This window comes from Pseudomonas sp. FP2254 (genome assembly GCF_030687695.1).
In the GTDB taxonomy this organism is placed as follows: Bacteria; Pseudomonadota; Gammaproteobacteria; order Pseudomonadales; family Pseudomonadaceae; genus Aquipseudomonas; species Aquipseudomonas quebecensis.
This window is the reverse complement of the sequence record NZ_CP117444.1, coordinates 3,438,194-3,450,230: the sequence shown is the minus strand read 5'-3', so window position 1 is coordinate 3,450,230 and position 12,037 is coordinate 3,438,194. Positions and strand designations below refer to the sequence as shown.

8 protein-coding genes and 2 pseudogenes are annotated in these 12,037 nt (G+C 60.3%); 5 read left to right on the top strand and 5 right to left on the bottom strand.

From position 1 onward, the window contains the following. Positions 1 to 27: 27 nt before the first annotated feature. From PSH94_RS15750 to PSH94_RS15735, 4 genes are all read left to right on the top strand, one after another. Positions 28 to 300, top strand: a complete 273-nt coding sequence (locus PSH94_RS15750; RefSeq protein WP_003174819.1) for an HU family DNA-binding protein — start codon at positions 28 to 30, stop codon at positions 298 to 300. Between the two features lie 229 nt (positions 301 to 529). Next, positions 530 to 2,404: a SurA N-terminal domain-containing protein gene (locus PSH94_RS15745; RefSeq protein ID WP_181080980.1), complete on the top strand. Its 1,875-nt coding sequence runs from the start codon at positions 530 to 532 to the stop codon at positions 2,402 to 2,404. A gap of 166 nt (positions 2,405 to 2,570) precedes the next feature. Continuing rightward, positions 2,571 to 3,371, top strand: coding sequence for a DUF2242 domain-containing protein (locus PSH94_RS15740; protein WP_181080979.1), 801 nt, complete (start codon positions 2,571 to 2,573; stop codon positions 3,369 to 3,371). A 112-nt stretch (positions 3,372 to 3,483) separates the two neighbouring features. Then, positions 3,484 to 3,678 (top strand): hypothetical protein, encoded by a 195-nt coding sequence (locus PSH94_RS15735; RefSeq protein WP_181080984.1) that lies wholly within the window; start codon positions 3,484 to 3,486, stop codon positions 3,676 to 3,678. Between the two features lie 8 nt (positions 3,679 to 3,686). On the opposite strand, the gene PSH94_RS15730 is transcribed toward PSH94_RS15735, so the two are convergent. The 5 genes and pseudogenes from PSH94_RS15730 to PSH94_RS26175 form a co-directional block, all read right to left on the bottom strand. Then, positions 3,687 to 4,721, bottom strand: a complete 1,035-nt coding sequence (locus tag PSH94_RS15730) for an AraC family transcriptional regulator (protein WP_305435188.1) — start codon at positions 4,719 to 4,721, stop codon at positions 3,687 to 3,689. Positions 4,722 to 4,725: 4 nt separating this feature from the next. Next, on the bottom strand, positions 4,726 to 5,856 hold the full coding sequence (locus PSH94_RS15725) for a carbon-nitrogen hydrolase family protein (RefSeq protein WP_305435186.1): 1,131 nt from the start codon (positions 5,854 to 5,856) through the stop codon (positions 4,726 to 4,728). A 229-nt stretch (positions 5,857 to 6,085) separates the two neighbouring features. Then, positions 6,086 to 7,897: an EAL domain-containing protein gene (locus tag PSH94_RS15720; protein WP_305435184.1), complete on the bottom strand. Its 1,812-nt coding sequence runs from the start codon at positions 7,895 to 7,897 to the stop codon at positions 6,086 to 6,088. Between the two features lie 111 nt (positions 7,898 to 8,008). Further along, positions 8,009 to 8,605: pseudogene (locus PSH94_RS26180) on the bottom strand (methyl-accepting chemotaxis protein); the annotation flags it as partial. 309 nt (positions 8,606 to 8,914) lie between these two features. Beyond that, positions 8,915 to 9,583: pseudogene (locus PSH94_RS26175) on the bottom strand (MCP four helix bundle domain-containing protein); the annotation flags it as partial. A gap of 390 nt (positions 9,584 to 9,973) precedes the next feature. Here PSH94_RS26175 and PSH94_RS15710 point away from each other — a divergent pair. Further along, positions 9,974 to 12,013 carry an NADPH-dependent 2,4-dienoyl-CoA reductase gene (locus PSH94_RS15710; protein WP_305435182.1) on the top strand — a complete coding sequence of 680 codons (2,040 nt, stop codon included), beginning with the start codon at positions 9,974 to 9,976 and terminating at the stop codon, positions 12,011 to 12,013. Positions 12,014 to 12,037 lie beyond the last annotated feature (24 nt).

Below are 12,037 nucleotides of genomic sequence, written 5' to 3'. Positions count from 1 at the left end.
CTCAATAGATATATAAGGGGACTTAGAGTGAACAAGTCGGAACTGATTGATGCTATCGCTGCATCCGCTGATATCCCGAAAGCTGCTGCTGGCCGTGCGCTGGATGCAGTAATCGAATCCGTCACTGGCGCTCTGAAGGCCGGCGACTCCGTGGTACTGGTAGGCTTCGGTACGTTCTCTGTGACTGACCGCCCAGCTCGCACTGGCCGCAACCCACAGACTGGCAAAGCACTGCAAATCGCTGCTGCCAAGAAACCAGGTTTCAAAGCCGGTAAAGCCCTGAAAGAAGCCGTTAACTAAGCTTCGATCAAGCCTTACCTACCCGGGTCCGACGCAGGTCTGGCCTGGCAGCGGAGCGGCAATCGACCCACTATCCATCGGGTCGCCAAGCCGGGGGTGTGGGTTCAGACCCCCGTCCGCTCCGCCAGTTACGAGAAGGCGCATCCTCGGATGCGCCTTTCTTCTATCCGGACTCTACCCACGCTCCACGGTTGCCAATTTTTGAAGTTCAACCGTTTCTGGGGGACGCATGCTGCAAAATATCAGGGACAATTCACAAGGCTGGATTGCCAAGACCATTATCGGGATCATCGTCGCATTGATGGCGTTCACCGGTATCGAAGCCATTTTCCAGGCTTCGACCAACACCAAGCAGGACGTGGCCAAGGTCAACGGTGAAGCAATCACCCAGACCGAACTGAGCCAGGCCGTCGACATGCAACGGCGCCAGCTGATGCAACAGTTGGGCAAGGATTTCGATGCTTCGCTCTTGGACGAAAAACTGCTGCGCGAAGCGGCCCTCAAGGGCCTGATCGACCGCAAACTGCTGCTGCAAGGCGCAGCCGACGCCAAGTTTGGCTTCTCTGAAGCTGCGCTGGACCAGGTGATCCTGCAAACGCCGGAATTCCAGGTGGACGGCAAGTTCAGCGCAGAACGCTTCGATCAGGTGATCCGCCAACTGGGCTACAGCCGTCTGCAATTCCGTCAGATGCTGACTCAGGAAATGCTGATCGGCCAGGTGCGTGCAGGTATCGCCGGCAGTGGCTTTGTGACCGATGCCGAGGTGCTGGCTTTTGCCCGCCTGGAAAAACAGACTCGCGATTTCGCCACGGTCAATATCAAGGCTGACCCTGCGGCGGTGAAGCTCACCGACGATGAGGTCAAGGCCTACTATGACCAGCACGCTAAAGAGTTCATGACGCCGGACCAGGTGGTCATCGATTACCTCGAATTGAAGAAGTCGTCGTTCTTCGACCAGGTCAGCGTCAAGGATGATGAGCTGCAGGCGGCCTATCAGAAAGAAACCGCCAACCTCGCTGAACAGCGTCGTGCCGCGCACATTCTGATTGAAGTCAACGACAAGGTGACCGACGCGCAGGCGAAAGCCAAGATCGAAGAAGTCCAGGCGCGCCTGGCCAAGGGGGAGAAGTTCGAAGCCCTGGCCAAGGAGTTCTCTCAGGATCCGGGTTCGGCCAACAACGGCGGCGACCTCGGATTTGCCGGCCCCGGCGTCTACGATCCGGACTTTGAAGCCGCGCTGTACGCGTTGAATAAAGACCAGGTCTCGGCGCCGGTGCGCACCACCTTTGGTTGGCACCTGATCAAACTGCTCGGCGTCGAAGCACCTGAAGTCCCGACGTTCGCCAGCCTGAAAGACAAGCTGACCCGCGAGCTCAAGGCCCAGCAGGTCGAACAGCGCTTTGTCGAAGCCACCAAGCAATTGGAAGATGCGGCATTCGAAGCGTCCGATCTGGCCCAGCCGGCGTCCGATCTGAAGCTGACCGTGCACACCTCCGCGCCTTTCGGCCGCGACGGTGGCGAAGGTGTCGCCGCCAACCGTGCCGTGGTGACCGCTGCGTTCAGCCCGGAAGTGCTGGACGAAGGTGCCAACAGCACCGCTATTGAGCTGGATCCGGACACCGTCATCGTGCTGCGTGCCAAGGAGCACCGCAAACCAGCGCAATTGCCGCTGGAAAGTGTTGCCTCGGCAATTCGCGCGCAGATGACCAAGGAGCGCGCCAGCGCGGCCGCCAAGACCCATGCTGACGAGCTGATCGCCAGCCTGCGTGAGGGCAAGACCCCGCTGAACCAGCCGATTGATGGTCAGGCGTGGAAGGTCACCGAAGCGGCTACCCGTAGCCAGGAAGCGATCGATCCGGCCGTGCTGCAAGCCCTGTTCCGCATGCCGAAGCCTGCGGCCAAGGACAAGCCAACGTTCACTACAGTGACCCTGGCTGATGGCAGCCTGGTGATCGTGCGTTTGAACGGTGTCAACGAAGCCGCCGCGCCAACGGACGAAGAAAAGGCACAGTACCGCCGCTTCCTCGCTTCCCGTGTCGGCCAGCAGGACTTTGCCGCTTACCGCAAGCAGTTGGAAACAAAGGCTGACATCAAAAAATATTGATGTCGGTTTGAACACCCAGCCCCCGGCCTGTAAAGGCCGGGGGTTTTTTATTGGGGTTCGTTCAGAGCCAATAGTCAACCTGTGACGTTTTACCGACAGGAATACGCGCGCCAGTCCCCCGTTCTGTTGCACAATACCGCCCAGACCGTTTTCCTCAGGATTTTCAATGTCGACATCATTTCACTTGCGCAGCCTCGGGTTGGCGTTGGTGTTGGCGGGCGCCGCGGGCTGCTCGTCACCCAAGACCGCTATCTATGAACATGAGAACTTCGACGACTCCGGTACGTTTTCAAGGGACTACCCGGTCAGCGACGTAGCGGCGTGCGAAGCCGCTCGTCGTGCCTTGCTGAGCCAGGGCTACATCATCACCAGCAGCGATCCGAAACTGGTGGTGGGTAACAAGAGCTTCCAGCAGACCGGCGAAACCCATCTGCAGATCAGTTTCAACGTCGTGTGTGCCGATGACGGCAAAGGTAAAAAGCACTCGACGATGTTTGCCAATGCCTTGCAGGATCGCTATGCGCTGAAGAAGGTCAATAACTCAGCGAGCCTCGGCGTGGGCGTATTGGGGTCGGTGTCGATGCCGATCGGCTCCACCGATGACTCGATGGTCAAGGTCGCCAGCGAGACGGTGTCTGCGCCTAAGTTCTATGATCGTTACTTCGCCCTGGTGGACGTGTTCCTGCCGCAGGAAGTGAAGAAGGCCGAGCATATCCCTGAGAAGCCGAAGGCGGACCTGGGTGTGCCGGAGCCTAAAGCCGAACCTGCCGCAGAGAACGTCGAGGCGCCCAAGCAAGAACCGGCAGCGCCTGCTGCATCGCAACCGCTTGCCCCACCTGCCGAGCCTGCTCCGTTTGCCCCGCAGGTTGAGCCACAAGCGGCGCCAACGCCTGCACCTGCACCGACCAATCCTGAGCTCCCCGCGCCGACCGAGGCAATTCCAGCCCTGCCGACGCCGGCGCAGTAAAACAGATCGTTGCGGGGTCGATCCTGTCCCCGTAGCGGTTTCTTCCTCGACAGCCTACCTGTGCTAAATCCCCGCGCCGCTGCTACGTTTAATCCTCAAGTGCAGGAACGTCATGGCGCAGACTTTTTTTCGTCATCACGGCACTTTAGGCTGGTGGTGCGGGTCATTCATTAAAGCCGTATTGCACCGGCTTTCACGATCAGAAAACAGGGAGTACACCATGGACGATTACCAGGAAGAACTGCTGGAGTATCAGGCCTTTGAGCTGGATCCGTTGGATCCGGTCGACGATGCCACCGAGCTGTAATACCGGCCTCAGGCGGAATGCCGCTGACTGCGGCGAAATTCCCCTGGGGTTTGGTTGTTCCATCGCCTGAATGCGCGTTGAAATGCCTGGGCAGAGGCAAACCCGAGCAAATAGGCGATCTCGCCGAAGGCCAGTTCCGTATCGCGGATGTAGGTCATGGCCAGGTCGCGACGGGTGTCATTGAGAATTGCGCGAAATTGAGTGCCTTCATCGGCCAGTTTGCGCCGCAAGGTCCAGGTCGGCAGCTTCAAGCGTGCCGCCACTTCCTCCAGGTCGGGTTCCCGGCCGCCATTGAGCATCGGCCCAAGCAACCGGGTGATGCGCTCGCGCAGGCTGCGGGTGCGCGTCAACTGCTCCAATTCCCGTTCACACAGTTGCAGCAACAGGTGCCAGGTGCTTGGACAATGTTGTGGGTTGCGCAGGGCCAGGGTGGGTTGGCTCAGGCGCAACTGGTTGATATCCGCGCCGAAGTGCACGGGGCCGTCACCCAATAGGCTGTAGTGTTCGCTGTAGTCCGGAGCCTCGAATTCAATCTCGATCCGCTGCGCCTGCACCGGTCGCTCGGCCAGGCTGGAGAGTTGGTGCAGCCAGCCGGCGATGATCGAGTCCACCACGAAGCGGTTGAAGGCGTTGTAGGGACTGATGGAGTAAAAGCGCAGCCAGGCGCCTTCGGCGTCCTCATGAAAGCTCGATTGCCCTCGGTAGTTGGAACCGTACAGCGGCTCGAAGCGCGTCAGCGTGCGCGCGGCTTCGCGAACGTTGGGCGCCTGGGCGGCGGTGACACCCGCCAGCCCGGCCTGGCTCAGGCGGCTGAGCTGTCCCATGCGCAGGCCCAGCGCCGGGTCGCCGGTCAGTTGGATGGCCGCGTGACCCAGGCGCATATAGCGAGGGATCGACAACCGCGCACCGGCTTCGGCCAGCCGTGCCGGTTCAAGACCGTATTGCAGGAGCAGGGGCTGCGGGTCCAGGCCGTGGCTGTGGACGGCATCGGCCAACGTGTGCACAAAGCCTACCGACAGATCCCCCAGGCGCACGGGCTTCATTGCGTTACAGCCAGATATTGAGCATGCGAGCACCCCGGGCGTCGCCGTCGGCGCTGATCTGCCCGTTGCTGCTCAGGAAACTGTGCCCGGCGGTGCCCAGGTCCCAGAACTGCCCGCGCAGGAACACGCTCATGCCGGCGGTGGCCTGGCTGACGGGCTGCTGGCTGATCAACGTGAGCCGCCGCCAGGCCTCGCCTTCGCTCAGTTCCTCGGGCTTGAGGCTGACTTCCGGTGGCGTCGAAACGCTTTTGAAACCGCGCCATGGCCGATCCCAGGTGTCGCGTCCGGTCACCAGCGCCGGCACGGCAATCAACTGCGCGCCGCGGTCGTTGAGTTTGCGGTAGTTGTCCGGGTACCAACTGTCGCTGCCCACCAGCACCCCCAGGCGACCGGCCGGGGTGTCCACCACGTTGACCGTGTTCTCGTCGCCGGGCTGGATAAATTCGCGCTCGTCGTAGATTGGGTAGAGCTGGCGCTGGGGCTCGCCGATAGGCATGCCGTCGGCGGCAAATACCACGCTGGCGTTGTATAAGGCACCGTGGCCGATCTGCAGTTGGCGTTGGCTGACGGTCGGGTCGGGCAGGGCGATGGAGCCGGCCACCACGGTCACGCCGAACTCTTTGGCCAGGCCGCCGAACAGCACCTGGTAATCGCGCGCCATGCCCGCCGCCTTCATGCGCAGGTAGGCGTCGTCCAGGCGGTCGCTGCCGCTGGCGCTGATCCAGGCGCGCGCGAACTGTAACGGGTTGCTGACCGACATCCAGTTCATTGCATCCTTGAGATGCATCGCCTGATACACCTCGTTCTTTTCGCCGGTAAGCATCAGCCAGGTGCCGATATGTTCGGGCAGTACCACGATGGTCTTGTCGTTGATCAGGCCCTGATCGCGGGCGTTTTGCAGGTAGGCCGCGAGTTTCAGATGCAGGCGTTCAAGGCTCTGATAGTCGGCGGGAAACAGCTCGGGCTGGATGCCCAGCAGATTGCCACGATCGGCTGGCACGCCTTCGTTGACGGCCAGTGTAATGCGCAGGTCCGACAGGTAATGCGCAACGGGGCGCTCCTGGGTCCAGACCAGATACGCGGCGACGGCGGCAACCAGGGCCAGGGAGGCGGTGAAGGCTAGAAGTTTACGCATGGATAACAGACAACAAACCGATTGCGGGGCGTGAATTTATGACGCAAGTGCAATTGAGGATACACAGTGTCAGCGGCTTACAGGAATTATTGGCAAGGCGCGCCGATTATTTCCTGCGCTCAATGGCAATTCGCTGTGGGACGAACCTGCATGTTGGAACCGGTTGTCCTGGCTTGGTTCCTGCCGCGCTCGACCTTTGCGCCGAGCAAGTTTCTGTGGACACCGGCGCTCACGTCGCGTCAGCCCCCTTGGGTCTGTTGCCGTCAAAGGTCTGGCCGTTGGCTACCCACTCACAGAGCGCGTCGGGCGACAGTGGCCTTGAGAAGAAATAGCCTTGCCCTTGGTGGCATTGCCAGTCGCGCAATAGCCTGTAGTTGGCGAGTGTTTCGACGCCTTCGGCGACCACAGTGAGGTTCAGGTTTCGTGCAAGGCGAATAATGCCTTGCACGATATGCCAATTGCTGGTGTCGGGGCGCAGGTCTGCCAGCAGCGATCGGTCGAGCTTGACGCTTTTTGCGGGGATGTCCCGCAGATACCGCCAGTTGCTGTAGCCACTGCCAAAGTCATCAATGGCGATTTCCACACCGAGCAGACGCAGGCGCTTGAGCTGTTGCTGTACCGCATCGAAGTCCGGGATCAGCACGCTTTCAGTAAACTCCAGTTCAATGCATTGCGGCGCTAGGTTGAAGTGAGCCAATGATTGCGTCAATTCATCGATGAGCTGGCCATCGGTAAGATCAATCGATGAGACATTCAGCGATACCGTCAGGCGTAGACCTCGGGTTCGCCAGGCGTCGATCTGCTTGCACACGTTTCTCACCACCCAGCTCGTGATTCGGCGGATGACGGCGGTGGTTTCAGCCAGCCCGATAAACTCCGCAGGCCCTATTTCACCCAGAGTGGGGTGCGTCCAACGCAACAGCGCCTCCACCGATTCGCACTGGCCATTGGTGAGGTTTATGCGCGGCTGGTATTCCAGCCGCAATTGGTCATGGGCGAGCAAAGCCGATTCGATCGAGTGGAGCAACAGCGCGCTGCGTTGTGAATGAGCGTCGACGGCGGGGTCGTAATACAGCCAGCGGTGCTCGGACCGCCGCGCCGTGTCGGTCGCGCTGGCCATCAATCTCAAATTATCGACAGAGGCCTGCGCGTTGGGCCCGATTTTGAGCACGCCGATGCCGACATCGGCAAAGATCGGCACATTTTTGAAATGCACCGGCTGAGCAAGGGCTTCGTTGATGCGTTCGATCAGCTCATCCACCTTCAGGTGGGGAGTGTCCTCCAACAGAATGGCGAAGCTCAGCGTACTGGCTCGATACAAGCGGGCGCCTTCCGGCAGCACGCTGGCGAGCAGGTTTTTAACGCCAAGCATGAATTCAACGAAACAATCCAGGCCCAGGGCCTTGACCAGCCTGTCCATCACGGAGGCCGTGAGCGGTTCAATCAATATCGCCAGGCGGTCGGCCAGGCACGCTTCGCCCTTGACGACGTCCAGTTCGAAGCATTGGCGATTGGGCAGTCCGGTCAGGGCATCGAAAAAAAACTTGTGATGAATCGATTCCAGCCGTGCAACAACAATGGCGCCGGCGTTGTGCAGGAACACTCTGTCCTGCTCGCTCATCGGCGCCCGCTCCTTTTGATCAATGACGCACAGCGCACCCAATGCCGCGTGTCCTTTGGTGACCAGTGGGGCGCCGGCGTAGTAGCGAATGAACGGTGCGCCGGTGACCAGCGAGTTGTCGGTGAATCGAGCATCGTCCACGGCGTTCAGGATTTCCAGTATCCCTTCGCCGTGCATGCAGTGGACGCAGAACGAATCCGCCAGCGGAGCGCCGTCGGCCTCGATCCCGAGCTTGGCTTTATACGTCTGAAACTCATGGTCGACGATGCTCACCATCGCAATCGGCACGCCAAAGTGTGCCGACACCAGCGCGACGATGCTGTTGAGTACCTCATCCGATCCGCTCTCGATATGGGCGGTGAGCCGCTCCACTTCGGACAGGCGCATTTGTTCTGCGAACGTTGAGAAGCAATTGGACATTTTCTCGATCCTGCAGTTGAGCAACCGCCACCGACGGCGTGCTCGATAAACGATAAAGCGGATGCTGAAATGAGATCCGAACAACCAACATAGCGCGAGCTGGGCAGACCGTCAGGTTTTAAAGCGCAAAACCAAGGCGTTCAAGTCGACCGACAGTCGCGAGAGTTCATTGCTGGCGGCCAGCGTCTGGCGCGTGCCTTCGCTGCTCTGGACGGCAAGGTCACGGATGCTGATCAAGCTGCGGTCGACATCACGCGCTACGTGCGCCTGTTCTTCGGAAGCTGTCGCAATCTGGAGGTTGCGGTCGTTGATTTCGAGTACCGAATCGGTGATTTGGCGCAGGGACTGGCCTGCTTGTTCCGCAGTGTCTCGGGTGCTGTAGACCTGCGAGGTACTCTCCAGCATTGAGCTGACTGCTGCGCGTGAGCCTGATTGAATTGCGCCGATCATTTGTTCGATCTCTTCGGTCGAGGTTTGTGTGCGATGCGCCAGGGCGCGCACTTCATCGGCGACCACTGCGAACCCGCGTCCTTGTTCGCCTGCGCGCGCAGCTTCGATGGCCGCGTTCAACGCCAGCAGGTTGGTCTGTTCGGCAATGGCGCGGATAACGCTCAGCACTTTGCTGATGTCCTGCGCTTGCCCAGCCAGCGACTTGACTTGATCTGAAGAGGATTCAACCAGGCCGGTCAGGCTATTCATCGCTGTCAGGGTCTCGTTGACGCGAGTATTACCGAGGTCGGCCGACACGCTCGATTGCCTGGCCGCTGCGGAGGTGGAGGTGGCGTTTCTGGCAACCTCTTCAACGGCGGCGCTCATCTGGGTCACGGCGGTCGCCGCTTGCTCGATCTCGCTGTTCTGTTGCTGCAATGTGCGATCAGCGCTCTCCGTGATCGCCGTCATTTCCACGGCGGCGGTGCTCAGTTGAGCGGACGCCCCTGAGATTTCCAGGATGGTGTTTCTCAGATTTTCCCGCATCCGGTTGAGTGCGCTCATCAGGCGCGCTGCTTCATCAGTGCCAGTGACCTCAAGCCCCTGGGCCAAATTGCCCACGGCGATATCTTCCGCTAACCGCAGCGACGAGGTGATGGGGCTGACTATGCTGCGGGTGAACACGATTGCCAGAATGACCGTGAGCATTGCAGCGGCCAGCAGGACCACGATCAGCACCATGACGCTGTGTGCGTAGACCCTTGCCGCTTCTTTGCCTGACTCAATCGCCTGACGCGCGTTTTGCTCGCGCAGCAACGTCAGTTGTTCCTGATAGTCACTTGCCCGTTGCGCCTGTTCGCCGTTGGCAATCACGATGGCTTGCTCGTGATTGGAGCCATCCAAAGCGATGACTTGGTTCAAACCCTCAACATAGGCGTTCATTGCCTGATTGGTTTTTTCAAACTGGATTTTGTCCTGCTCGCCCGATAGCAGATGTTCACGGTAGAACTCGGTTCGCGATTTGAGCGCCCCTAAAGCTTCGTGGACCCTGGCCAATGCCACGCTGTGTACCTCAGTGGTGACGCTTGAAAGCATGCGGATGCTCTCAAGACGGGCATGAAGCAGGGCGATCTGAATATCGTCAATGACTTGGACGCTGGGAAGCGAGTTGGTCTCGATGTCCTGCTCGGCGCTGCGCAGGTGATCGATCTGCACGTACGAGAAGCCGGCAAAACCGAATAGAAGCAGCGTGATCATGCCAAAGCAGATGGATGCGCGGCGTGCAATGTTGATTGATCGAAGTGTCATAAGGCCTCCAGAGGCCAGGAAGTTTTGTGAGGGCATGCACGACTGGATTCACAGGCGAGACGAGAGTTGGAACCCCGCAGTGGCGCTGATGCCACAGTGATGGCTCTGGATGTTGGTTTGAAGTGAGCAAATTAGATTGGGTTGATAGGCGCGCTAAATAATTGCGCGCTCATGAGTGACGCAGGCGGCAGCGACGGCCTCGGTGTGCATTTGGATCAATAACTTGTCAGTTTCAGTCATTGAGCGGTCACTGAACGGCTCTTAGTCTGTCGGGTATAAACCGATGGTCGGCCATATGAGCCTGCCACGTCCCGTGATGATCTGCCGTGGAGCTGTACCATGACCGCCGCTGCTTACCCGCATCTGTTGGCCCCGCTGGACCTGGGTTTTACCACCTTGCGCAATCGCACCCTGATGGGCTCGATGCATACCGGTCTGGAAGAAAAACCCGGTGGGTTCGAGCGCATGGCCGCTTACTTCGCCGAGCGCGCCCGGGGTGGCGTAGGCCTGATGGTCACAGGCGGCATTGGCCCCAACGATGAAGGCGGTGTGTACGCCGGCGCGGCCAAGCTGACCACTGAAGAGGAAGCGCAGAAACACAGAATCGTGACCCAGGCAGTGCACGCGGCGGGCGGCAAGATCTGCATGCAGATTCTCCACGCCGGGCGTTATGCCTACAGCCCCAAGCAGGTGGCACCGAGCGCGATCCAGGCGCCGATCAACCCGTTCAAGCCCAAGGAGCTGGACGAGGAGGGCATCGAAAAACAGATCCAGGATTTCGTCACCTGTTCCCTGCTGGCTCAGGTCGCCGAATACGACGGCGTGGAAATCATGGGCTCGGAAGGCTATTTCATTAACCAGTTCCTCGCCGCGCACACCAACTACCGCACCGACCGGTGGGGCGGCAGCTACGAGAACCGCATGCGCCTGGCCGTAGACATCGTGCGCCGTGTGCGCGAAGCGGTAGGGCCGAACTTCATTATTATTTTTCGCCTGTCGATGCTCGACCTGGTGGAAGGCGGCAGTAGCTGGGAAGAAATCGTACAGCTGGCCAAGGCCATCGAGCGGGCCGGTGCAACGATTATCAACACCGGTATCGGCTGGCATGAAGCGCGTATTCCGACCATCGCTACCAAGGTGCCGCGTGGCGCGTTCAGCAAAGTCACCGCCAAGTTGCGCGGCGCGGTGCAGATTCCGCTGATCACCACCAACCGCATCAATACGCCGGAGATTGCCGAACGCATCCTCGCCGAAGGCGATGCCGACATGGTGTCGATGGCGCGACCGTTCCTCGCCGACCCGGAGTTCGTCAACAAGGCCGCCGCCGGCCGCGCCGATGAGATCAACACCTGCATCGGCTGCAACCAGGCGTGCCTGGACCACACCTTCGGCGGCAAGCTGACCACCTGCCTGGTCAACCCCCGTGCGTGTTACGAAACCGAGCTTAACTACCTGCCCGTCACCCAGGTCAAGAAGATTGCCGTGGTCGGTGCCGGCCCGGCAGGCCTGGCCGCAGCGACCGTGGCCGCCGAACGTGGCCACCAAGTCACGCTGTTCGATTCGGCCAGCGAGATCGGCGGCCAGTTCAATATCGCCAAGCGCGTGCCCGGCAAGGAAGAATTCTTCGAAACCTTGCGTTATTTCAAACGCAAGCTGCAGACCACCCATGTCGAGGTGTGCCTCGACACCCGTGTGGATGTCACGCAACTGGTAGCCGGCGGCTATGACGAGATCATTCTGGCCACCGGCATTGCCCCGCGCACCCCGGCCATCCCAGGCGTCGATAACCCCAAGGTGTTGAGCTACCTGGACGTGATCCTGGAGCGCAAGCCGGTGGGCAAGCGCGTGGCGGTGATCGGTGCCGGCGGCATCGGCTTTGATGTGTCGGAATTCCTTGTGCATCAGGGTGTGTCCACCAGCCTGGACCGCGAGGCGTTCTGGAAGGAATGGGGTATCGACACCCAATTGCAGGCCCGTGGCGGCGTGGCCGGCATCAAGGCCCAACCCCATGCGCCAGCGCGTGAAGTGTTCCTGCTGCAACGCAAGGCCTCCAAGGTCGGCGACGGCCTGGGCAAGACCACCGGCTGGATCCACCGCACCGGTCTGAAGAACAAACAGGTGCAGATGCTCAACAGCGTCGAGTACCTGAAGATCGACGATGACGGCCTGCATATCCGCATCGGCGCCGAGGGCGAGCCCCAGTTGCTGGCGGTGGACACCATCGTCATCTGCGCCGGGCAGGACCCGCTGCGCGACTTGCAGGACGGCCTGGTCGCCGCCGGGCAGAACGTGCACCTGATCGGTGGTGCGGACGTGGCGGCCGAACTGGACGCCAAGCGCGCGATCAACCAGGGCTCGCGCCTCGCCGCCGAGCTGTAAGGCCTTGAGCGGGGCGGTGCTAGA